Source organism: Actinacidiphila sp. bgisy167, from assembly GCF_057707665.1.
On sequence record NZ_JBYIQP010000001.1, the window covers coordinates 142,253 to 162,957 of the forward strand.

23 protein-coding genes are annotated in these 20,705 nt (G+C 72.0%); 7 read left to right on the forward strand and 16 right to left on the reverse strand.

Translation table 11 applies throughout. From position 1 onward, the window contains the following. Positions 1-59 precede the first annotated feature (59 nt). Complete coding sequence (locus AC3ET4_RS00760; RefSeq protein ID WP_030667277.1) at positions 60-263, forward strand: cold-shock protein; 204 nt, start codon at positions 60-62, stop codon at positions 261-263. 319 nt (positions 264-582) lie between these two features. Here AC3ET4_RS00760 and AC3ET4_RS00765 read toward each other — a convergent pair whose 3' ends face one another. From AC3ET4_RS00765 to AC3ET4_RS00790, 6 genes are all read right to left on the reverse strand, one after another. Next, on the reverse strand, positions 583-1,770 hold the full coding sequence (locus AC3ET4_RS00765; RefSeq protein WP_431944637.1) for an amidase family protein: 1,188 nt from the start codon (positions 1,768-1,770) through the stop codon (positions 583-585). A 69-nt stretch (positions 1,771-1,839) separates the two neighbouring features. Then, complete coding sequence (locus AC3ET4_RS00770) at positions 1,840-2,139, reverse strand: DUF4229 domain-containing protein (protein WP_431944798.1); 300 nt, start codon at positions 2,137-2,139, stop codon at positions 1,840-1,842. Positions 2,140-2,246: 107 nt separating this feature from the next. After that, positions 2,247-2,765, reverse strand: a complete 519-nt coding sequence (locus tag AC3ET4_RS00775; RefSeq protein ID WP_431944639.1) for a GNAT family N-acetyltransferase — start codon at positions 2,763-2,765, stop codon at positions 2,247-2,249. Positions 2,766-2,933: 168 nt separating this feature from the next. After that, positions 2,934-4,097 (reverse strand): aminofutalosine synthase MqnE, encoded by a 1,164-nt coding sequence (gene mqnE, locus AC3ET4_RS00780; RefSeq protein ID WP_431944800.1) that lies wholly within the window; start codon positions 4,095-4,097, stop codon positions 2,934-2,936. A 46-nt stretch (positions 4,098-4,143) separates the two neighbouring features. Further along, positions 4,144-4,599 (reverse strand): Lrp/AsnC family transcriptional regulator, encoded by a 456-nt coding sequence (locus tag AC3ET4_RS00785; RefSeq protein WP_431944641.1) that lies wholly within the window; start codon positions 4,597-4,599, stop codon positions 4,144-4,146. A gap of 59 nt (positions 4,600-4,658) precedes the next feature. Then, positions 4,659-5,369, reverse strand: a complete 711-nt coding sequence (locus tag AC3ET4_RS00790) for a UbiX family flavin prenyltransferase (RefSeq protein ID WP_431944643.1) — start codon at positions 5,367-5,369, stop codon at positions 4,659-4,661. A gap of 96 nt (positions 5,370-5,465) precedes the next feature. Here AC3ET4_RS00790 and AC3ET4_RS00795 point away from each other — a divergent pair, with 96 nt between their 5' ends. From AC3ET4_RS00795 to AC3ET4_RS00805, 3 genes are all read left to right on the forward strand, one after another. Further along, positions 5,466-6,536, forward strand: a complete 1,071-nt coding sequence (locus tag AC3ET4_RS00795) for a hypothetical protein (protein WP_431944645.1) — start codon at positions 5,466-5,468, stop codon at positions 6,534-6,536. Between the two features lie 212 nt (positions 6,537-6,748). Next, a complete protein-coding gene (locus tag AC3ET4_RS00800) occupies positions 6,749-7,285 on the forward strand; it encodes a rhomboid family intramembrane serine protease (protein ID WP_431944647.1) in 537 nt (178 codons plus the stop codon). Positions 7,286-7,327: 42 nt separating this feature from the next. Further along, entirely contained in the window at positions 7,328-7,963 is a 636-nt protein-coding gene (locus AC3ET4_RS00805) for a DUF4870 domain-containing protein (protein ID WP_431944649.1), read from the forward strand. Between the two features lie 62 nt (positions 7,964-8,025). Here the strand turns inward: AC3ET4_RS00805 and mqnP are convergent, their stop codons facing one another. Both mqnP and AC3ET4_RS00815 read right to left on the reverse strand, forming a co-directional pair. Next, positions 8,026-8,949: a menaquinone biosynthesis prenyltransferase MqnP gene (gene mqnP / locus AC3ET4_RS00810; RefSeq protein WP_431944650.1), complete on the reverse strand. Its 924-nt coding sequence runs from the start codon at positions 8,947-8,949 to the stop codon at positions 8,026-8,028. Continuing rightward, a complete protein-coding gene (locus AC3ET4_RS00815; RefSeq protein ID WP_431944652.1) occupies positions 8,946-10,397 on the reverse strand; it encodes a menaquinone biosynthesis decarboxylase in 1,452 nt (483 codons plus the stop codon). Before AC3ET4_RS00815 ends, mqnP begins: the two co-directional genes overlap by 4 nt. An 88-nt stretch (positions 10,398-10,485) precedes the next feature. Here AC3ET4_RS00815 and AC3ET4_RS00820 point away from each other — a divergent pair, with 88 nt between their 5' ends. Both AC3ET4_RS00820 and AC3ET4_RS00825 read left to right on the forward strand, forming a co-directional pair. Then, entirely contained in the window at positions 10,486-10,896 is a 411-nt protein-coding gene (locus AC3ET4_RS00820; protein WP_431944654.1) for a PLD nuclease N-terminal domain-containing protein, read from the forward strand. A gap of 20 nt (positions 10,897-10,916) precedes the next feature. Beyond that, entirely contained in the window at positions 10,917-11,363 is a 447-nt protein-coding gene (locus AC3ET4_RS00825; protein ID WP_431944656.1) for a nucleoside deaminase, read from the forward strand. 69 nt (positions 11,364-11,432) lie between these two features. Here AC3ET4_RS00825 and ccsB read toward each other — a convergent pair whose 3' ends face one another. The 7 genes from ccsB to hemL all read right to left on the reverse strand — a co-directional run bounded on the left by ccsB (position 11,433) and on the right by hemL (position 19,583). After that, a complete protein-coding gene (gene ccsB, locus AC3ET4_RS00830) occupies positions 11,433-12,512 on the reverse strand; it encodes a c-type cytochrome biogenesis protein CcsB (RefSeq protein ID WP_431944658.1) in 1,080 nt (359 codons plus the stop codon). Further along, a complete protein-coding gene (gene resB / locus AC3ET4_RS00835) occupies positions 12,509-14,317 on the reverse strand; it encodes a cytochrome c biogenesis protein ResB (protein WP_431944659.1) in 1,809 nt (602 codons plus the stop codon). Before resB ends, ccsB begins: the two co-directional genes overlap by 4 nt. A gap of 3 nt (positions 14,318-14,320) precedes the next feature. After that, positions 14,321-15,079: a cytochrome c biogenesis CcdA family protein gene (locus tag AC3ET4_RS00840; protein WP_431944661.1), complete on the reverse strand. Its 759-nt coding sequence runs from the start codon at positions 15,077-15,079 to the stop codon at positions 14,321-14,323. 1 nt (position 15,080) lies between these two features. Next, on the reverse strand, positions 15,081-15,698 hold the full coding sequence (locus AC3ET4_RS00845; RefSeq protein ID WP_431944663.1) for a TlpA family protein disulfide reductase: 618 nt from the start codon (positions 15,696-15,698) through the stop codon (positions 15,081-15,083). Between the two features lie 215 nt (positions 15,699-15,913). Then, positions 15,914-17,209 carry a polysaccharide deacetylase family protein gene (locus AC3ET4_RS00850; protein ID WP_431944665.1) on the reverse strand — a complete coding sequence of 432 codons (1,296 nt, stop codon included), beginning with the start codon at positions 17,207-17,209 and terminating at the stop codon, positions 15,914-15,916. A 389-nt stretch (positions 17,210-17,598) separates the two neighbouring features. Continuing rightward, complete coding sequence (locus AC3ET4_RS00855; RefSeq protein WP_431944667.1) at positions 17,599-18,273, reverse strand: histidine phosphatase family protein; 675 nt, start codon at positions 18,271-18,273, stop codon at positions 17,599-17,601. After that, on the reverse strand, positions 18,270-19,583 hold the full coding sequence (hemL, locus tag AC3ET4_RS00860) for a glutamate-1-semialdehyde 2,1-aminomutase (RefSeq protein WP_431944669.1): 1,314 nt from the start codon (positions 19,581-19,583) through the stop codon (positions 18,270-18,272). The genes AC3ET4_RS00855 and hemL overlap by 4 nt, the downstream gene beginning before the upstream one ends. Before the next feature lie 106 nt (positions 19,584-19,689). Between hemL and AC3ET4_RS00865 the strand changes: the two genes are divergently transcribed. Then, the gene (locus tag AC3ET4_RS00865) at positions 19,690-20,268 is read left to right on the forward strand and encodes a hypothetical protein (RefSeq protein WP_431944671.1); all 579 of its coding nucleotides are present in this window, start codon (positions 19,690-19,692) and stop codon (positions 20,266-20,268) included. Positions 20,269-20,312: 44 nt separating this feature from the next. Here the strand turns inward: AC3ET4_RS00865 and AC3ET4_RS00870 are convergent, their stop codons facing one another. Further along, on the reverse strand, positions 20,313-20,600 hold the full coding sequence (locus tag AC3ET4_RS00870) for a hypothetical protein (protein WP_488175897.1): 288 nt from the start codon (positions 20,598-20,600) through the stop codon (positions 20,313-20,315). Positions 20,601-20,705 lie beyond the last annotated feature (105 nt).

Genomic DNA, 20,705 nt, shown 5'->3' on the forward strand with positions numbered 1-20,705 from the left:
TCTTGCAGTGAGCAGGGCAGGTTCTGGAGCAGGGCAACCCTTTGGCCCAAGGAGGGCTTATGGCTACCGGAACCGTCAAGTGGTTCAACGCCGAAAAGGGCTTCGGCTTCATCGCCCAGGACGGCGGCGGCCCCGATGTCTTCGTCCACTACTCCGCGATCAACGCCTCCGGCTTCCGTTCGCTGGAGGAGAACCAGCAGGTGACCTTCGACGTCACGCAGGGTCCGAAGGGCCCGCAGGCGGAGAACGTCACCCCCGCCTGATCGCGGACCGACGAGCAGTAACCGACGAGTAGTACCCAAGGAGCCCCGCACCCCGTGCGGGGCTCCTGCCTTTCCGGCCGCTCCCGGCCTCTGCCGGCCTCCTCCGGCGCCTCTTCGGGGGCCGGGGGCCAACGCGCGTCCTCGCCTTCTGGCTTCGCCTTCGAGCGCGTGAGCGCGTGTGGGCCGCGGCGGTCCGTCGCACCCCGGCCGGCCGGTGGGCGCGGACGAGACGTAGGGGCCCCGCACCGTGCGCACCCCGTGCGCCGTCGCCGCCCCCGTACGTCCCCTCCGCGGAGCGGTGATGCCCTGGCCGCCGTGCCTACAGGGCCGGGAGGTCCGTCTCGGCGGCGGCCGCGACGGACAGCAGATCGGCCTCCCGGTGCCGCCGCGCCACAAGGTGCAGCCCCACGGGTTCCCCGCGCGCGGTCCGTCCCGCGGGAAGGCTGATCGCGGGATGGCCGCTGATGTTGAAGGCCCAGGTCAGCGCGACGCTCATGGTGTCACCGGGGCCCTGGTGCCCATGGGGCGGGTTCGGAGTGGTCGGGGTCGCGATCAGGTCGACGACGGCGAACACCCGGGCGAGTTCGCGTTCCAGCTCTGCCTTGCGCCCTGCCGCGCCGTCCGGACCCCCGCCGCCGTGCCCGCGCAGCGCCGCCCAGCACGGGGCCGGATCGGGCAACCGGACGGCGAGATCGTCGAAGATGAGGGCCCCCGTACGGATGAGGGCGTCGAGTCGTGACCGGGCCACGGCGCCGATCCGGTCGACGGTGTCGGCGAAACCGAGCGTCGCCGACCACGTCACGCGCAGGGGACGCTCGGGGGGAGCAGGCCGGGGCTGTGTCCCGGGGCCGGTGAGGGCGTCCAGATAGAGGGCGGCGTCGGCGGCGGTGCGGGCGAGGGGCCCGGCGATGTTCAGTCCGGCCCTGTCCCGGGCAGGCACCAGTCCGTTGGTGGGCTTCAGCCCGATCACCGAGCACCAGGCGGCAGGGATGCGGACGGACCCCGCGCCGTCGCTGCCGGTGGCCAGCGGCACCAGACGGGCGGCCACCGCGGCGGCCGAGCCGGCCGAGGACCCGCCCGGGCTCCAGCGGGGGTCGTGCGGATTGAGCGTGGGGCCGCGGTCGGTGGCTCCCCAGGTCCGCCAGCCGGTGCCGCGCCCCGGGGTGGACGTCGCTCCCACCGGGACGCAGCCCGCCCTCGCCAGACGGCGGGTCTGGAAGGCGGTGACGGACTCGGTGGCCTTGACCGCGAGGGGCACGCCGGCCAGCGGCAGCCACTCGCCCGCGCGAACGCGGCGGTCGATCTCGGCGGCCCGCGCCGCGGCCGCCTCCGGCCAGACCTCGGTGTAGGCCCGCAGCGTGTCGTGGCGGGCGACGCGGTCCAGCGCCTCCGCGACGGCCTCCCGTGCCGGCAGGGCGCCCGACCGGACCGCGGCGGCGATCTCGTACGCGGTCATGCGGGCCGTGGAGCCGGGAGCCGCTCGAGGGGTCCAGGGCGGGGTGGTCACCGGGGTGGTCCCTTCCGCCGCGTCCGGTCCGGCGGGCGGGCGGCGCGACCGGCGCCCGCCCGGGGTGGGTCAGCCGTTCTGCGCCGCCGCGCGGGAGGCGTCGTCCGCCTCGTCCTCCTGGGCGGCGCTGGCGGCGAGGTTCGCCTTGGTCCGCTCCACGCGCGAGGCGACCTGTACGGAGGCCTGCTCGCGCACCCCGCGCAGCACGACGAAGCTGAGCGGCGCGCTGACCACGAGCGCGAGCAGCATCACCCACAGGAGGTTGGAGTCGCCGAGGCCGGCGGGCAGCACACGGACGTAGACCAGGCCCCAGATCACCAGGAAGCAGGCCGCGAAGAGACCGAGACGCATCAGGGAGTAGCGCAGCATGGGGCTCGGCTTCCAGCTCACGGTCGTTGCCACTTCCTTCGTTTCGCTCGCCGGCCCGCGGGTCGTACCGGACACACCTCCATCAGTGAAGCACGGGCCTGCTGCGGTCAGGTCAGCGGGAGCCACATCGTGATGTCGTCGCGGTCGTCACCCGGGGCGACGCGTATCGCCGCCGGGACGCGCCCGACCTCCTTGTAGCCGGCCGAGGCGTAGAAGCGCTCCAGCCCCATGCCGCCGCGGCAGGTGAGCTTCAGCCCCTCCAGACCGAGGTCGCGGCCCGTCCGCTCCGCCGCCCGCATCAGCTCCGCGCCGTGGCCGCGGCCCTGCAGGGAGGGGTCGATCATCACGGTGTACAGCCAGGCCCAGTGCCGCATCAGGCGGTGGGTGTTGAAGGTGAGGAACGCCGTGGCGGCGAGCCGGTCGCCGGCGAACCCGGCGACCATGTGCGCCCTGCCCTCGGACAGCGCCGCGCAGCGCCGTTCGGCTTCGGGGGCGACGTCGCCCCGGCCCACGGGCGCGACGAAGCCGACGGCGCCGCCCGCGTTGGTGACGTCGGTCCACAGGGAGACGAGCTGGTCCCGCAGACCGGGGGTGAGCTCGGGGTCGAGGGTGAAGCGCAGTGCCATGCGCACACCCTAGGCACCCGGGCTGACGTGGCATGACGGGCGTCCGGCCGCGGCGGGACGCCGGGGTGAAGGCGAGGCTTCGGCGCCGGGATGGCGACGGGGCGCGCCGTCATGTGACGGCGCGCCTCCGCTGCCCGCACGAGCCGGCACCCGGTCGCGCGGCAGGTCTCACACCCGCATCGGCTGCGGAGACTCGCGGCGGGCCGCGTCGGGCCCCGGGTACTCGCGGATGATCTCGTACCGGGTGTTGCGCTCGACCGGACGGAAGCCCGCGTCCCGGATGAGCTCCAGCAGGTCGTCGCGGGTGAGCTTGTTGGGCGTCCCGTAGTTGTCGGCATCGTGCGTGATCTTGTACTCGACGACCGAGCCGTCCATGTCGTCCGCGCCGTGCTGCAGCGCGAGCTGGGCGGTCTGCACGCCGTGCATGACCCAGAAGACCTTCACGTGCGGCACGTTGTCGAACAGCAGCCGGGAGACCGCGAAGGTCTTCAGCGCCTCGGCGCCGGTGGCCATCGTGGTCCGCGCCTGCAGGGTGTTGCGGACCTTGCCGTCCTTCAGGTCGACGAAGTCGTGCTGGTAGCGCAGCGGGATGAAGACCTGGAAGCCGCCGGTCTCGTCCTGCAGCTCACGCAGCCTCAGCACGTGGTCCACCCGGTGCCGGGGCTCCTCGATGTGCCCGTACAGCATGGTGCACGGGGTCTTGAGGCCCTTCTCGTGCGCCAGGCGGTGGATGCGCGACCAGTCCTCCCAGTGGGTGCGGTGGTCGACGATGTGCTGCCGCACCTCCCAGTCGAAGATCTCGGCGCCGCCGCCGGTCAGCGACTCGAGGCCGGCCTCGATGAGCTCGTCCAGGATCTCGCTCGCGCTCATCCCGGAGATCGTCTCGAAGTGGTGGATCTCGGTGGCGGTGAAGGCCTTCAGCGAGACGTTCGGCAGCGCCTCCTTGAGCGCCTTCAGCGAGCGCGGGTAGTAGCGCCACGGCAGCGTCGGGTGCAGGCCGTTGACGATGTGGAGCTCGGTGAGGTTCTCCCCCTCCATCTCCTTCGCCAGCCGGACGGCCTCCTCGATGCGCATCGTGTACGCGTCCTTCTCCCCGGGCTTGCGCTGGAAGGAGCAGTACGCGCAGGAGGCGGTGCACACATTGGTCATGTTGAGGTGGCGGTTGACGTTGAAGTGGACGACGTCGCCGTTCTTCCGCGTCCGCACGTGGTGGGCGAGGCCGCCCAGCCAGGCCAGGTCGTCCGACTCGTAGAGGGCGATGCCGTCCTCGCGGGTCAGCCGCTCACCCGCGTAGACCTTCGCCTCCAGCTCGCGCTTGAGTCCCGCGTCCATCGCCTGCCTCGCCTTCACCATCCGGATCGTCCGTCCGACCTTACGCCTAGACGTTCTCCGGGAGTTCCCCGACCCGGTTCTCCCACTTCGTCGAGAGCACGATCGTGGTACGGGTGCGCGCGACGCCCTTGGTTCCGGACAGCCGGCGGATGGTGTGCTCCAGGGCGTCCACGTCGGGGACGCGCACCTTGAGCATGTACGAGTCGTCGCCGGCGATGAACCAGCAGTCCTCGATCTCGTTCAGGTCGCGCAGCCGGGTCGCCACGTCCTCGTGGTCGGCGGCGTCGCTGAGCTGCAGGCCGACCAGCGCGGTGACCCCGAGACCGAGGGCCGCCGGACGGATGGTGGCGCGGTAGCCGGTGATCACGCCGGCCTGCTCCAGCCGGTTGATCCGGTCGGTGACGCTCGGTCCGGACAGGCCCACCAGCCGGCCCAGCTCGGCGTACGAGGCCCGGCCGTTCTCACGGAGGGCCTGGATGAGCTGCCTGTCCACCGCGTCCATCAGACTGGACCCCTTCATTCACGCCGCAACTGCGCTGTCAGGACAAGAATCTAAGGCATTCACGCGGATGTGCCCTGCGCATCCGTCGCGGCCGCCCCGTCCGCCCCGGCCCCGGCGGCGCCCAGCTCGCCCTCCCAGCGGCGGTACAGCGTGTGCGGCACGTGGACGGCGTCCAGCACCCGCCCCGCGACGAAGTCGACCAGGTCCTGGATGTCCCGCGCCCCCGCGTAGAAGGCCGGCGAGGCCGGCAGCACCACGGCGCCGGCCTCGTCCAGCGCCACCAGGTGCCGCAGCGTCTGTCCGCCCAGCGGCGTCTCCCGTACGGCGACCACCAGCGGGCGGCGCTCCTTCAGCGTGACGCTCGCCACCCGCTGCAGCAGGTCCTTGGAGAGCCCGAGGGCGACGCCCGCCACGCAGGCCGTGCTCGCCGGGACGATCAGCATGCCCTTGACCGGGTAGGAGCCGGAGCTCGGGCCGGCCGCGAGGTCCCCGGCGGGCCAGTACCGCACCCGGGACAGATCCGTCTCGAACCGGTCCGGCGTGCCGTCCGCGCCGCGGGCCAGCCAGCGGGCCAGGTCCTCGCGCCAGTGCGCGTCCCGGAAGGGCCCCCCGGTCTCGTCCAGGACGGTGAGCCGGGCGGCCCGGCTGACCACCAGGTCCACCGCCTCCCCGGCCTGCAGCAGCGCCCGCAGCACCGCCGCCGCGTACGGCGTCCCGGAGGCCCCGGAGACCCCGACCACCCAGGGTGTCCCGCGCTCGCTGTCGTCCATGCGGGCGAGCCTATCCGGCCGCCCGTACAACCTTCCGGCCTCCTCACGGGTCCTCCAACCGTTCCCGCACCGATCGAGGAGAACACCATCGACACCATGCGCAAGGGCATCGCCGCCGTCGGCTGCGCCGCCTTCATCGCCACCGCCGCCACCGCGTGCGGCACCGCCGAGAACCTGAGCGCCGGCGCCGAGGTCCAGCAGGCGCTGGACCGGCTCGGCCAGCAGAAGGCCGTCACGGTGTCCGTGGGCCTGAACGGCAGCGAGCAGCAGATATGGTCCGCGCTGAAGGACTCGGACGGGTTCTCCCGGGAGAACGCCGCGATGCTGGCCGATCTCGACGTGTCCTTCTCCGCGAGCGCCGCCGAACCGCTGAAGGACGCCAAGGCGGGCAGCTCCTCGCTGGCGCTGCGCATCTCGCTCGGCAAGGACAAGGACCTGCTGGAGATCCGCGGTCTGGCGGGCGGGAAGACCTACCTGCGGTTCGACCTGCGGCGGTTCATGTCGCTCGCCGGCGATCTCGGCACCGGGAAGAGCAAGGGCGACATGGCGGAGGTCCAGCGGTTCCTGGACGCCGCCGACGACCTGCCCTCCTCCTACACCTCGGTCAAGGACGCGCTCGGCGGCAAGTGGGTCTCCGTCGACCTCGAGGCCTTCGAGGAGTTCGCCAAGACCATGGGCGAGGACGGGCCCGCCGGCTCTCCGCTCCCGGACGCCTCGGCGCTGGACGCGAAGACGCAGAAGCTGATCACCAAGGCGCTCCGCGAGGCCGTGGAGCACAACGCGAAGTTCGCCGACGCCGGCAGCAAGGACGGCGTCGACCACATCAAGGTGACCCTGTCCGCGGGGAAGACGGCCGCCGCGTTCGCCAAGGCCCTGGAGCCCCTGGCGGCCCGGTTGCCGGACGGGGGCTCGCCCGCCGATCTGAAGGACGTGCCCGACAAGAACGTCAGCGTGGACGTCGCCATCAAGGACGGCACGCTCTCGGGGATCAGCCTGGACCTCGACCAGTTCGACACGAAGGGCGAGATCCACGGCGCGCTGCCGCTGACCGTCGGCTTCGCCCCCGACGCGGTACCCGTCACCGCCCCGGCCGGGGCCACCGCGCTGAACCCCCAGGACATCATGGGCGCCATGATGCAGTTCATGATGGGTGAAACGGACGCGTAGGCCCGGGAACCGCCACGAAGCCCGGTCTCGTTGTCTACCGTGAGGGGAGCCCGACCGGCCGGGCGGGCGGCGGACCACCACGAGGGGGGCCTGTGGCGTACGAACCCATCGCCGGACGTGGCGCCGGCGGCGCCCGCCGGGGCGTCCGAGGCGACGCGGCCCCGCTCCCGGGTCCGGGTCCGGGAGAACGGGCGAAGACGGCCGCGGCGGTCATGTTCCTCTGGGTGGGCCTGCTCTGGCTGATCGAGTGCGTCGACGTGATGACCCATCACGCGCTCGACACCTTCGGCATCGTGCCCCGTCAGATCGGCGAGCTGCGCGACGTGGTCCCGGCCGCGTTCGTCCACTTCGGCTTCGACCACGTCGCCGCCAACAGCCTGCCCCTGCTGGTGCTGGGCTTCCTCGCGGCGCTGCGCGGCACCGGCCGCCTGCTGAGCGTGGTCTTCGTCATCGTCATGACGAGCGGCGGCGGGGTGTGGCTGGTGGCACCGGCGCACACCAACACCGCCGGCGCCTCCGGCATCGTCTTCGGCCTGTTCGCCTACCTGCTGGTGCGCGGCTTCGTCGACCGGCGCCTCATCGACATCGCGGTGGGCCTGATCGTCGCGGTGGCGTACGGCTCGATCCTGTGGGGAGTCCTGCCCACCGCCCAGGGGGTCTCCTGGCAGGGCCACCTCTTCGGGCTCATCGGCGGCGTCGTGGGCGCCTTCCTCTTCCGGGACCGGCCCGCCGACGGGTCGCTCAGATGACGCCGTAGGATTCCCGGAACAACGCGACGGGGGGGGCTTCCGATGACCGATTTCAGCAAGCACGAGGATGTACCACCGCAGGGTGCGGCACCGACCGCGCCACCGGGGCAGGGGCAGGAGCCGGACGGCCCCGCCATGTCTCCGCCGGCCTCGCCGTACCCGCCGCCGCCCGCTCCGGTGCCGAACACCGTGCCGCCGTACGGCTACGGCTACGCCCACGGGCCGGTGCCCTTCCCGCCCCCGCCGCCGCGGCCGCCCACCACGCCCGCGATGTGGGCCCACCTCGGCGCGCTGCTCACCCTGGTGGCGGGGAGCAGCGTGTGCTGCCTCGGCTGGGCGCTGGCGTGGGTGGCCCCGCTGGTCATCCGCTCCAACCAGCACAACAAGCACGACCCCTTCGTCCGGCACCACACCGCCCAGGCGATCAACTACGGCATCACCACGGCCATCGTGGGCGTGTTCGTCCTCGCCGGCTACGGGGGCGGCATCGCGGGCATGGCCATGTCGGCGGGCGAGGACCCGCTCTGGCTGCCCCTCACGGGCTTCGGCGTGATGGCCCTGGCCGGGCTGCACATGCTGGTCGGACTGATCTTCTGCATCGTCGGCAGCACCAAGGCCAACAGCGGCCAGTGGTGGACCTACCCGAAGTTCTTCGCCCTGCCGTTCCTGCGCGGCTGACCGGACGGGCCGGACGCGGCCCGCCCGGTCGCCCGCGGACGCGCCCGGCCCGGGCCGCGGCGTCAGACGCCCAGCCCGCGCACCACCAGGTCCAGCAGCGCACAGACGAACAACGCCACGCCGATGAAGCCGTTGACCGTGAAGAACGCCCGGTTGAGCCTGCTGAGGTCGCCGGGCTTCACGATGCTGTGCTCGTAGACGAAGGCGCCGCCCACGATCAGCATGCCGACCCACCAGAAGGCCCCGGCGCCGACCGCCAGTCCGTACCAGACGAGCAGCACCGTGGTCACCGCGTGGCTCGCCCGCGCCCCGTACAGCGCGCCGTCGACGCCGAAGCGGGCCGGGACCGAGCGCACCCCGTGGGCGCGGTCCGCGGCGACGTCCTGGCACGCGAAGATCAGGTCGAAGCCGCCGATCCACACGCCCACCGCGAGACCGAGGATGACGGCGTCCCACGACCAGGAGCCGGTGACCGCCAGCCAGGCGCCAACCGGGCCCATGGCCTGGGCGAGGCCGAGGATGGCGTGCGGGTAGTCGGTGAAGCGCTTGCCGTACGGGTACACCACCATCGGCACCACCGCGACCGGCGCCAGCGCCAGGCAGAGCGGGTTCAGCAGCGCGGCGGCGCCCAGGAAGAACGCCACGGCGAACAGCGCACCGGTCCACGCCGAGCGCACGGACACGGCGCCGGTGACCAGTTCGCGTCCTGCGGTGCGCGGGTTGCGGGCGTCGATCTCGCGGTCGATGATCCGGTTGCAGGCCATCGCGAAGGTGCGCAGGCCGACCATCGCGACGGTGATCAGGAAGAGCTGCCACCAGTGGACGGAACGGTCCTGCGCGAACATCGCGCTGAGCGCGGCGATGTAGGCGAACGGCAGGGCGAAGACCGAGTGCTCGATCAACACCAGCCGCAGGAACGCCCGGACCTTGCCGTCCGGCCGCGGCGAGGGCCCGAACAGATCCGGCGTCGCGGATTCGGCGCTCACAGCCCGTACTCCTTCCAGCGGCGGTCGACCGTCGCGGCGGTCTCCGGGTCGGAGAGCACCATCTCGGGCCAGCCGCCGTCGCGGGTGTAGCCCTCCTCGGGCAGCTTGCGGGTCGCGTCGATGCCCGCCTTGCCACCCCAGAACTGCTGGTAGGAGGCGTGGTCGAGGTGGTCCACCGGGCCTTCGACGACCGACAGGTCGCGGGCGTAGTCGGTGTTGCCCAGCGCCCGCCAGGCGACCTCGTGCAGGTCGTGCACGTCGCAGTCGGCGTCGACCACGACGATCAGCTTGGTCAGCGACATCATGTGCGCGCCCCAGATGGCGTGCATGACCTTCTGGGCGTGCTTGGGGTACTTCTTGTCGATCGAGACGATCGCACAGTTGTGGAAGCCGCCGGCCTCCGGCAGGTGGTAGTCCACGATGTCCGGCACGATGACCTTCAGCAGCGGGAGGAAGAACCGCTCGGTGGCCCGGCCCAGCGGACCGTCCTCGGTCGGCGGCCGGCCGACCACGATGGACTGCAGCAGCGGCCTGCTGCGCATCGTCACGCAGTCGATGGTCAGCGCCGGGAAGGGCTCCTGCGGGGTGTAGAAGCCGGTGTGGTCGCCGAACGGCCCCTCGGGCAGCATCCGGCCGGGCTCCAGCCAGCCCTCCAGCACCACCTCGGCCTGGGCGGGCACCTGGAGCGGCACCGTCCTGCAGTCGACCATCTCGACGCGCTTGCCCCCGATGAAGCCCGCGAGCAGGTACTCGTCGATGTCGCCGGGCAGCGGCGCGGTGGAGGCGTACGTCACGGCGGGCGGGCAGCCGAACGCGATGGCCACCGGCAGCCGTTCGCCGCGCCGCTGGGCCGCCTGGTAGTGGTTGCGGCTGTCCTTGTGGATCTGCCAGTGCATCCCGATGGTGCGGCGGTCGTGCCGCTGCAGCCGGTACAGGCCCAGGTTGCGGACGCCGGTCTCGGGGTCCTTGGTGTGCGTCAAGCCGAGGTTGAAGAAGGAGCCGCCGTCCCCGGGCCAGGTGAACAGCGCGGGCAGCGCGTCGAGGTCGACGTCCTCGCCGGTGAGCACGACCTCCTGGACAGGCGCGTCCTTCACCTTCTTCGGCGGCACGTGCGTCATCCCTGCGAGCTTGCCGAAGGCCTCGCGCACACCGACGAAGCCCTGCGGCAGTTCCGGCTTGAGCAGCCCGCCGATGCGGTCGCCGATGTCGGCGTAGGACTTCAGGCCCAGTGCCTTCAGCAGCCGGCGGTCGGTACCGTACACGTTCATCGCCAGGGGCATCGAGGAGCCCTTGACGTTCTCGAACAGCAGCGCCGGACCGCCCGCCTTGTTGACGCGGTCGACGATCTCACCGACCTCCAGGTACGGGTCGACCTCTGCCTTGACGCGCTTGAGGTCCCCCTCCTTCTCCAGGGCCCTCAGCAGCGAGCGAAGATCGTCGTAAGCCATGCGGTCCAGTATCCGGCACGCACTACCCTGGACCCGTCACCGGGGCCCTGCCGCGCCCCGCCGCCGCTGCCTGGGGGGCACCTCCGCGATGATTCGGTACATCCCGTTCCTGCTGGTGCTGGCGTTGTGGATCTACGCCTTCATCGACTGCCTCAACACGCCCGAGGAGCAGGTCCGCGGACTGCCCAAGGTGGTGTGGGTCCTGATCATCCTGTTCTTCGGGGAAGTGCTGATCGGCCCCATCGCCTGGCTGGTGGCCGGCAAGCACCGCACGGCCCCGGCGGGCGGGAGCACGCCCGCGGAATGGCACCGCAACCACCGCACGCAGTGGGTCGCGCCGGACGACAACCCGGAGTTCCTTCACTCGCTGCGCGAGGAGAACAAGAAGGACGAGCAGCTGCTCAAGAGCTGGGAGGCCGATCTGCGGCGCCGCGAGGAGGAGCTGCGGCAGCGCGAGAGCGGCTCCGGCGACGGCCAGGACAACCTGCCGCGCGGCTGATCCTGCGGCACACTGCCGTCATGGACGACGCGCGGACAATGCTGGCGACGGCCGTCGCCGAGGCCCGGGCCGGGCTCGCGGAGGGCGGCATCCCCGTCGGCGCGGCCCTGTACGGCCCGGACGGCCGCACGGTGCTCGGCCGCGGCCGCAACCGCCGCGTGCAGGACGGCGATCCGTCCCTGCACGCCGAGACGGCGGCCTTCCGCGCGGCCGGGCGGCAGCGCGCCTACCGCGGCACGACCATGGTGACCACGCTGTCGCCGTGCTGGTACTGCAGCGGCCTGGTCCGGCAGTTCGGCATCTCCCGGGTCGTCATCGGCGAGGCCCGCACCTTCCACGGCGGCCACGACTGGCTGGCGGAGCACGGTGTGGAGATCGTCCTGCTGGACGACCCGGAGTGCGTCGCCCTGATGACGGACTTCGTCGCCGCCCGTCCGGACCTGTGGAACGAGGACATCGGCGCGTGACGCCCGCCGTCGCCCCGCGGCCCGGGCATCCGGTTCCGCCACCGCGGAGCCGGATGCCCGGCGCGGAGGTCAGATGCCCGCGTAGGAGTGCTTGCCGGTGATGAAGATGTTCACGCCGTAGTAGTTGAACAGGAAGCACGCGAAGGCGAGCAGCGCCAGGTAGGCGGCCTTGCGGCCCTTCCAGCCGGCGGTGGCGCGGGCGTGCAGGTAGGCCGCGTAGACCACCCAGGTGATGAAGGACCAGGTCTCCTTGGGGTCCCAGCCCCAGTAGCGGCCCCAGGCGGCCTCGGCCCAGATCGCGCCGGCGATGATCGTGAACGTCCACAGCGGGAAGACCATGGCGTTCACGCGGTACGCGAACTTGTCCAGGCTCGCGGCCGAGGGCAGGCGGTACATGATGTTCGCCCAGGCTCCCTCGGCCTTGCCCGCGGCGGTCAGGGCCGTCTCGTAGCGGTCCCTGAAGAGGTACAGCAGCGTCGCGACCGCGCCCAGGTAGAACACCGCACCGGAGATGATCGCGCAGGAGACGTGGATCCACAGCCAGTAGGAGTGCAGGGCCGGGACCAGCTGGTCGCTGTCGGTGTAGAGGACGGAGACGGCGAGACCGAGGTCGAGCAGGACGGTCGTGGTGAGGAAGAGCCCGATCCAGCGGACCTTCTTGCCGAGCGCGAGCAGCACGACGTACGCCGTGACCGCGCTGGCGCCGAAGGTCGTCGAGAACTCGTACATGTTGCCCCAGGGGGCACGCTGCACCGAGACGGCCCGCGCCACGACACCGCCCACATGCAGCGCCCAGGCCAGCACGGTGAGGGAGATCGCGATGCGGCCGTAGAGGTCGCCCTGCTCGGTGCCGCCGGCCGCGCCGGGGCCGTCGGCGAAGCCGCGGTCGCTGGCGGAGGCCCGGGTGACGACCTTGGGGCGGGTCAGGGTGGCGGTGCCGCCGCCCGCCTGCCGCACGGTCACGGTGACCTCCGGCGCGGCGGCGGCGGGGGTGAGCGCGGCGGAGGTCCTGGCGACCTTGCTGCGGCTGCCGAAGACCCACTCCGCGATGTACGCGAGGAAGGCGAGCGTGTAGACCGCCATCGCCGAGTAGATCAGGTAGTTGCTGATGTGGGCGACGTTCTCGTTGACCGCGGCAGCGATGGTCACGCGCGCGCTCCTTCGTCATGGGGCAGGGGTTCTTCTGAGGCTTCGTCGGCCGCTCGAGGAGCCGCTGGGGACTCCGCTTGCGGGTCCTGCTCGGGCAGCGGCGGGGCCGTGGCCGTGAGGTCGGCGGCGAGCGCGCCGAGTTCGTCGGCGATCCGCGCCGACTCGCTGCGGCCGAGTCCGGCCAGCTCGACCACCGTGTCGCCGTCCTCGCCGCGCAGCGCGCGCACCCACACCCGGCGGCGCTGGATGAACAGCGAGCCCGCCAGCCCGGCGATCGCGGCGACGGCGCTGGCCAGCGCCCAGCCGTTGCCGACCTGGTGGGAGACCTGGAAGGTGGCCCAGGTCTTGACGCCGTCGAAGGTGAGGGATCCGTCACCGCCGGGCAGCGTGAGGGAGTCGCCCGGCCGCAGCATGTCGTTGAGGATCCCGCCGTCGGCGTCCTTGTACTGCTTCATCTTCTTGGTGTCGAGCTGGTACACGTTCTGCGGCAGGCCGGCGTCCACCCCGAGGTCGCCGTGGTAGGCGGTCAGCACCAGCACCGGGTAGTCCAGGGCCGGGAAGGTCGAGTGCGGGCCCCGCTGCGCGTCCAGCGCGAAGGTGGGGGTGAACAGGCCCTGGAAGGCGTACTGGGTCTTCTTCCCGGCATGGTCGCGGACGTCCATCGCCTTGATGACACCGGGCGAGGTCTGGTTGCCGTCCTGCGGCAGGAACGGGACGGGGCCCTGGAAGACGACGTTGCCCTGGCCGTCCTTGACGGTGACCACGGGCGCGTAGCCGTGGCCGATCAGGTAGACCTTGGAGCTGCCCACCTCCAGCGGCTTGTTGACCTCGATCGTGGACTTCGTCCGCTTGCCGCCCGGGCTCGTCCAGTAGTGGATGTTGGCGCGGAAGGTGCGCGGGGTGCCCTTCTGCGGGCCGCTGCGCGCGTACGAGGCGGTGAAGCCGTCCAGCTCGAAGCCGAAGGTGTCCAGGTCGTCGGCGCTGTAGAAGGTGCCCGGCTTGAAGTCGTCGTACTGGGTGAGCGTGTTGTTGAAGCCGTCGCCCTCGACGATCAGCTTGCCGCCCTCCGCCTTGAACAGTCCGCCCGCCGCGAAGGAGATCAGCAGGCCGAACAGGGCGATGTGGAAGACCAGGTTGCCGGCCTCGCGCAGGAAGCCCTTCTCCGAGGCGACCGCCGGGCCGGCGACCCGGGTGCGGAAGCGGCGGCCGCGCAGCGCGCGCTCGGCGGCGGCGAGCACCGCCTCCGGGGCGGCCTCGGTGCGCCAGGTCGCGTGGGCCGGGAGCCGGGTGAGGTGGCGCGGGGCGGCCGGGGGCTTGGCGCGCAGCTGGCCGACGAACTGCCAGCTGCGCGGGATGATGCAGCCGGCGAGCGAGACGAACAGCAGGATGTAGATCGCCGAGAACCACACCGAGCTGTAGACGTTGAACAGCCCGAGCTTCTCGTAGAACGGGGCCAGCGTGGTGTGGGCGGCCTTGAAGTCCTGCGCCTTGATCTCGTCGACGGCGGTCTGCGGCACCAGCGAACCGGGGACGGCGGCCAGCGACAGCAGGAAGAGGAGGATCAGCGCCACCCGCATCGAGGTGAGCTGGCGCCAGGTCCAGCGCACCCAGCCCCAGATCTCGCGGCCGGTCCAGGCGAGCGCGCCGGCCGGGCCCGGAGCGCGGACTCCGCCGAAGGAGCCGGGAACGGCCTGGCCGAGGTCCTCGACGGGAGCGGTCGACAGCTGTGCGCCGGCCGCGCCGAGGTCGGCACCGGTGTCCGCGGCCTGGCCGGGAGCGGTCCCCGCGGTGTCTTTGGAGGTCATGGATCAGATCCCTGGGGTGAAGCCGCTCGACCAGATCTGCATCTGGTAGACGATGTGGTCCCACACGCCGGTGACGAGCAGCACGCCGACGGCCACGAGCATGCCACCGCCGGTCCGGATCACCCACACGTAGTGGCGCTTGACCCAGCCGAAGGCGCCGAGCGCGCGGCGGAAGGCGACGGCCGCCACGATGAACGGCAGGCCGAGACCAAGGCAGTAGACGGCGGTCAGCAGCGCGCCGCGGCCCGCGCTGGCCTCGTTGAAGGCGAGTGCCTGGACGGCGGCCAGGGTCGGGCCGATGCACGGGGCCCAGCCCACCCCGAAGAGCACACCGAGCAGCGGGGCGCCCACCAGACCCATCGCGGGCCTGCGGTGGAAGCGGAACTCGCGCTGCGTGATACCGCCCACCAGGCCCATGAAGGCCAGGCCCATGACGATCGTCAGCGCGCCGAGCACCTTGGTGATGACCGTCTTGTGCTCCTGCAGCGTCCAGCCGAAGTTGCCGAACAGCGCCCCGCCGGAGACGAAGACGGCGGTGAACCCGACGACGAACAGCGACGCGCCCGCCACCATCCGGCCACGGCGCGCCTCGGCCAGGTCGGTGCCGGTGACCCCCGTCACATACGACAGGTAGCCGGGGACGAGCGGCAGCACGCACGGGGAGAAGAACGAGACCAGACCGCCGAGGAGCGCGATCGGCACGGCGGCGAGCAGGGCTCCGTTCAGCACGGTCTCGTTGGCGCCGACGGCGAGTGCGCTCACGTCACTTCTCCGCGACGACCGGGTCGAGGGCCTCGTGCAACTCGTCGGCGCTGAGCTCCTTCAGCGCCCGCACGGCGATCCTCCCCTGCCGGTCGATGATCAGCGTGGAGGGGATGGCCTGCGGGTTGACGCTGCCCTTGGGGAAGCGCAGCACCAGGTCGCCGGAGGGGTCGTAGAAGCTCGGGAAGGGGATGCCGAACTCCTTCTCGAAGGCCTTGGCCTGGGCGGTCTGCAGATCGCGGGTGTTGATGCCGACGAACTGCACGCCCTTGCCCTCGGTCTCCTTCGCCACCTTGGCCAGGTGCGGCGCCTCGGCCCGGCAGGGCGGGCACCACGAACCCCAGATGTTGAGGACGACGACCTTGCCCTTGTAGTCGGCCAGGCTCAGCGGCGCGCCCTCGACGGACTTCCCCGCGAGCTCGGGCGCCGCGATCCGGTGGCCCTGCTCGACCACGGAGATCTCGCCCGTGCCGCCGACGTAGTTCGTTCCGGAGCCGGTGCCGTTGGAGGACGCGGTGGAGGTCGAGCAGGCCGTGACGGCCAGCGCGAGCGCGGCTGCCCCGGCGAGTGCCGCGGCACCGCGGAGCGGACGGCGTCGGAGGGCGCGCGTAGGACTCATGTGAAAAGTTTCGCATGAGGCCACCGGCGATCTTACGCACCCCCGACACCTTTGCCCAAAGCGGCAAATGCCCCAAGTAAGGGTCGCTTAATCGCGCCGCGCGGCCCGGCGCGCGGCCCCTGACGAGGTCTGTGCGAGTCGCCCGTCAGGGCGACGCCGGACGGGGGACGGCACGGGGGACGACGCGGGGGACGACGCGGGGCCGCCGGCCCGCCCTACGAAGGGGACGTGGTGGAGGAGGACGGACTGAGGGAACGTTCCTGCGCGAGGAACCGGCGCCAGCCGCCCGCCGGCCGCTGCCCCGGCCCGAGCGTGCGCAGCTTCTCCAGGACCGCCGGGTCCTGCGCGTCCAGCCAGTCCGCGAACTGGCGGAACGACACCAGTCGCACGTCCTGGTGGTCGGCGATCCGGCGCAGCGCCTCCTCCACGGCGTCCATGTAGATCCCTCCGTTCCACTGCTCGAAGTGGTTGCCGATGAACAGCGGCGCGCGGTTGGTCTCGTACGCCCGGCGGAAGCCCGCCAGGTAGGCGTCGCGGGCCTGCCGCTGCCAGGCGGGGTAGTGGGCGGGGTTGCCGCGGGTGGAGTTGACCGACTGGTTGGCCAGCATGTTGTAGTCCATCGAGAGCACCTCGAAGGAACGGCCGGGGAAAGGTATCGCCTGGAGCGGCAGGTCCCACAGCCCGTGCTTCCTGCCCGGCCACATCTGCGAGCCCCCCGGCCCGCTGGCGTCGTACCGCCAGCCCAGGCCGGCCGCGGTGGGCAGCAGCGAGCTCTGGCCCAGCAGGCACGGCGTACGGCCGCCGACCAGTTCCTTGCGGTAGTCGAAGGGCAGCGGGGGCAGGTCGGTGAAGCCGGTGTGGGTGCGCCAGTTCTCCACGAAGCCGACGGCCTGTTCTATCTCGTCGCGCCAGTCGGCCGGGCTCCAGCGGCCCACCGAGCCGGAACCCGCGCAGAAGTGGCCGTTGAAGTGCGTGCCGATCTCATGGCCTTCGAGCCAGGCCAGCCGCACCTGCTGCAGGGTGGCGCGTATGTGGGCGTCGGTCAGATAGCCGATGTCGCAGGCGCCGACGCGGTTGCGTGGCGGCTTGTAGAGCCGCTTCTTCGACTCGGGGAGCAGGTAGACGCCCGAGAGGAAGAAGGTCATCTTCGCGTCGTGCTCCAGGGCGATCTTGCGGAAGCGCTCGAAGAGGCCGTTGTCCAGCTCGCCCGCCCCGTCCCAGGAGAAGACCACGAACTGCGGCGGCGTCTGCCCCGGTTCGAGGCGCTCCACCACCGGCTGGTGCGGCTGAGGCCCGGTGTCGGCCGTGGAACCGTCGCCGATCGTCCGTACCGACGGGGACGGGGAGGCGGAGGCGGAGGGCCGCCCCTTCGACCCGCTCACGGACGGGGTCGGCGGGGCCCCGGCGGCCCCGTGGCCGCCACCGGGGCGGTGCCCGGCGCAGCCCGCCAGCCCCGCCGCGGCCGCCCCCGCCGCCAGTCCCAGCACCCCTCGACGGCTGATGTCCCGCATGCCACGCCCCAATCCGTTGTCCGCCTCGACTCACCACACTGGATGTCGAGCACGTGCTGCGGGTTCCCCGTGGATGCGTGAACGCGACGCGGCGGGCACGCGTCGCGCCATGCGGCGGCGGACGTCGCGAGCCGCCGAAGGCGCCGGTCGCCGTGACCGGCGCCTTCGGGGGAGTCGCGGATGCCGGGGCACGACCGGCAGTGCCGCCTTCAGCCGTCGGCCCTGGGGCGCCAGGGTGCGTCGCCGAGCCCTCCGAGGAGCCGCTGCGAGGAACCCGCCACGAGCAACCCGCCACGAGCAACCCGCTGCGGGAGGACGCTACGCCGTGCGCGCACCGCGCCCGAGGGCGCCCCCGACCGGAGGCCGGGGACCCCTTCAAGAGCGCGGGCTCAGGCGCCGAAGCCCTTGCTGCCGCCCTTGACCGGCTTGGCCCCGGCCAGCAGATGCGGGGGAACGAGGTCGCGGGCGGGCTCGGAGTAGCCGACGGAGACGATCCGGTCGTCCTCGAAGGTGAAGGACGTCAGGCTCGCCAGGGTGCACTGCCGCTTGCGCGGGTCGTGCCACAGGCGCCGCCCCTCGACGGCGCTGCGCACGATCCAGATCGGCAGCTGGTGGCTGACGCACACCGCCTCGTGGCCGCGGGCCGCGTCCCTGGCCGCCTCCAGCGCGGCCGTCATACGGACGACCTGGTCCGCGTACGGCTCGCCCCAGCTCGGCCGCAACGGGTTGACCAGGTGCTTCCAGTTGGCGGGGCGCTTGAGCGCGCCGTCGCCGACGCCGAAGGTCTTGCCCTGGAAGACGTTGTCGGCCTCGAGCAGCCGCTCGTCCGTGGCGATGTCCAGGCCGAGCACGGCGGCGATGGGCGCCGCGGTCTCCTGGGCGCGCTCCAGCGGCGAGGCGACGACATGGCGGATGTCGCGGCCCGCGAGGTGCTCGGCGACCCGGTCGGCCATCTTCCGGCCCAGGTCGGACAGGTGGTATCCGGGAAGACGCCCGTAGAGCACGCCGGTGGGGTTCTCCACCTCGCCGTGCCGCATCAGGTGGACGATCGTGATCTCGCTCATGCCGTGGCCTCCGCGGCGGCGCGGGCGGCGGCCGGCAGGGCGGCTGCGATGCGCTCGACGGCGGCGGAGTCGTGCGCCGACGACACGAACCACGACTCGAAGGCGGAGGGCGGCAGATACACGCCCTGCGCGAGCATCGAGTGGAAGAAGGCGGTGAAGCGGAACGCCTCCTGCTTCCGGGCCTCGTCGTAGTCGGTCACCTTCTCCTCGGTGAAGAAGACGGAGAACATGTTGCCCGCGGTCTGCAGGCTGTGCGCCACCCCCTCCTTGGCGAGGGCGGCGGAGACCAGACCCGAGACCTCCGCGGCGACGGAGTCGACCCTCTCGTACACCGCGTCGTCCAGCAGCCGCAGTTGGGCGAGGCCCGCGGCGGTCGCCACCGGATTGCCGGAGAGCGTGCCCGCCTGGTAGACGGGGCCGGCGGGCGCGAGGTGCGCCATCACGTCGGCACGGCCGCCGAAGGCCGCGGCGGGGAAGCCGCCGCCCATCACCTTGCCGAAGGTCATCAGGTCGGGGCGGACGCCGTCGATGCCGTACCAGCCGGCCTTCGAGACGCGGAAGCCCGTCATGACCTCGTCGGAGACGTACAGCGCGCCGTTGTCCCGGCAGAGGTCCGCCAGGCCCTGGTTGAAGCCCTCGAGCGGCGGCACGACGCCCATGTTGCCGGGCGACGCCTCGGTGATCACACAGGCGATCTCGCCGGGGTGGGCGGCGAACGCGGCCCGTACGGCCTCGAGGTCGTTGTAGGGCAGCACGATGGTGTCGCCTGCCTGCGCGCCCGTCACCCCGGGGGTGTCCGGCAACCCGAAAGTGGCAACCCCGGAACCCGCGGCGGCCAGCAGGGCGTCCACATGACCGTGGTAACACCCCGCGAACTTGATCACCTTGGCCCGGCCCGTGAACCCGCGCGCCAGGCGGATCGCCGACATGGTGGCCTCGGTGCCGGAGGAGACCAGCCGCACCTGCTCCACCGGCGCGACGCGCGCCACGATCTCCTCGGCCAGTTCCACCTCGCCCTCACCGGGCGTGCCGAAGGAGGTACCCCGCGCAACCGCCTCCTGCACGGCGGCGATCACCTCGGGGTGGGCGTGTCCGAGGATCATCGGCCCCCACGAGCAGACGAGGTCGACGTACTCCCGGCCATCCGCGTCCTTGAGATAAGGACCCGTTCCGGACACCATGAACCGGGGCGTGCCGCCCACCGCGCGAAAGGCGCGTACCGGGCTGTTCACCCCGCCCGGGGTCACGGCGGCTGCTCGATCGAACAAGGTCTGGGAAACTGGCGCGTCGTAGGCGTACGGATAGCTCACACACACATGCTCTCAAATGCCGGGCGTTGCGCGGCGAGGTATCGACCGTGCATCTGAGACGATGATCGGGTTGCGCGGTTGGGTCTGCGGATGGTCGGGTAGTGGAATGCAGCGCGGTGGCGAACGCGGCGACGTGGGCGACGGGGCGGACGACCCCGACGCCGAGCGCGCCCGCCCCACCGGCCGGCGCCGCCGGCCGCAGAGAGAGCGCGACAAGGCCGTCGAGAACAGCGGGAGCAGGGGTGGCCGAGTGGGGGTGACCTACAAGTACTTCGGCGCGCCCGACGGCGCCACCGCCGCTCGGGTCCCCATCTCGATGCGCCCGGAGGAACTCGGCGGCGACGAGCTGGGTCAGGGCATGTACACCAAGGTCAAGCCGGAGACCCTGGCCGCCATGGTGCTGACGGGTATCGAGGGCATACCTCCGGCGAAGGTCCCGCCCTTGGAACTCGTCGTCCTCCACCCCGACTACGCCGTCGTCAAGCTGCCCCCCTCCGTCGTCGAGCCCTTGCGCAAGGCCGGCGAGGAGTCACTCGGCGCCGCCGCCTTCATCTGGTCCACCGTCCCGGACCGCCGCGGTCCGCGGGACGCGTTCGTGATCTACAAGATGCTGCACGAATGGCAGGACTTCGCCCGGCGCTGCCACGAGAGCGGGCACCAGCTGTACTGCCTGGTGTGGCCGTGACGGGCGCCGGGCGGGTACCGCCTCACCGGCGTGTGCGCTGACGGTCAGACCACCACCACGACGACGCCGTTGTCATAGCCGTAGCCGTAGCCGCCGTAACCTCCGTAGCCGTAGCCGTAGCCGCAGTCGTCGAAGTGGTGGTTGTACCGCCATCCGTAACCCCAGTCGCCGTAGCCCCGGCAGCCGTCCCCGTGCGCGACGACGGACTGGTGCGAGGCGGGGGCCGCCTGCTGCGGCGCCGCGCCGGCCGCGCCGGCTCCGACGAGGGCCAGGATCGGTGCCGCGAGAGCCGCTGCGGCGACGCGGCGGATGGTCATGCTCTGGACGCGCATTGTCGTTCCCCCTTCGATGCGGGAGACGTCGGCGCCGGTCGCGGGCGACCGTGCGCGGGCCGCACCAGCCGATGCGCCAGGCACTGGTGCGACGGGGGTGCGGCC

Bases quoted from the DNA above. Each gene is read 5' to 3' on its own strand.
- AC3ET4_RS00855 (WP_431944667.1), bottom strand. From the start codon at position 18,273: ATGAGCGAGATCACGATCGTCCACCTGATGCGGCACGGCGAGGTGGAG.
- AC3ET4_RS00775 (WP_431944639.1), bottom strand. From the start codon at position 2,765: ATGGCACTGCGCTTCACCCTCGACCCCGAGCTCACCCCCGGTCTGCGG.
- mqnE (WP_431944800.1), bottom strand. From the start codon at position 4,097: ATGGACGCGGGACTCAAGCGCGAGCTGGAGGCGAAGGTCTACGCGGGT.
- AC3ET4_RS00870 (WP_488175897.1), bottom strand. From the start codon at position 20,600: ATGCGCGTCCAGAGCATGACCATCCGCCGCGTCGCCGCAGCGGCTCTC.
- AC3ET4_RS00795 (WP_431944645.1), top strand. From the start codon at position 5,466: ATGCGCAAGGGCATCGCCGCCGTCGGCTGCGCCGCCTTCATCGCCACC.
- AC3ET4_RS00815 (WP_431944652.1), bottom strand. From the start codon at position 10,397: ATGGCTTACGACGATCTTCGCTCGCTGCTGAGGGCCCTGGAGAAGGAG.
- AC3ET4_RS00785 (WP_431944641.1), bottom strand. From the start codon at position 4,599: ATGGACGCGGTGGACAGGCAGCTCATCCAGGCCCTCCGTGAGAACGGC.
- AC3ET4_RS00790 (WP_431944643.1), bottom strand. From the start codon at position 5,369: ATGGACGACAGCGAGCGCGGGACACCCTGGGTGGTCGGGGTCTCCGGG.
- resB (WP_431944659.1), bottom strand. From the start codon at position 14,317: ATGACCTCCAAAGACACCGCGGGGACCGCTCCCGGCCAGGCCGCGGAC.
- AC3ET4_RS00850 (WP_431944665.1), bottom strand. From the start codon at position 17,209: ATGCGGGACATCAGCCGTCGAGGGGTGCTGGGACTGGCGGCGGGGGCG.
- AC3ET4_RS00865 (WP_431944671.1), top strand. From the start codon at position 19,690: ATGCAGCGCGGTGGCGAACGCGGCGACGTGGGCGACGGGGCGGACGAC.
- AC3ET4_RS00825 (WP_431944656.1), top strand. From the start codon at position 10,917: ATGGACGACGCGCGGACAATGCTGGCGACGGCCGTCGCCGAGGCCCGG.
- AC3ET4_RS00800 (WP_431944647.1), top strand. From the start codon at position 6,749: ATGTTCCTCTGGGTGGGCCTGCTCTGGCTGATCGAGTGCGTCGACGTG.
- AC3ET4_RS00805 (WP_431944649.1), top strand. From the start codon at position 7,328: ATGACCGATTTCAGCAAGCACGAGGATGTACCACCGCAGGGTGCGGCA.
- AC3ET4_RS00760 (WP_030667277.1), top strand. From the start codon at position 60: ATGGCTACCGGAACCGTCAAGTGGTTCAACGCCGAAAAGGGCTTCGGC.
- AC3ET4_RS00845 (WP_431944663.1), bottom strand. From the start codon at position 15,698: ATGAGTCCTACGCGCGCCCTCCGACGCCGTCCGCTCCGCGGTGCCGCG.
- AC3ET4_RS00770 (WP_431944798.1), bottom strand. From the start codon at position 2,139: ATGCTGCGCTACTCCCTGATGCGTCTCGGTCTCTTCGCGGCCTGCTTC.
- AC3ET4_RS00820 (WP_431944654.1), top strand. From the start codon at position 10,486: ATGATTCGGTACATCCCGTTCCTGCTGGTGCTGGCGTTGTGGATCTAC.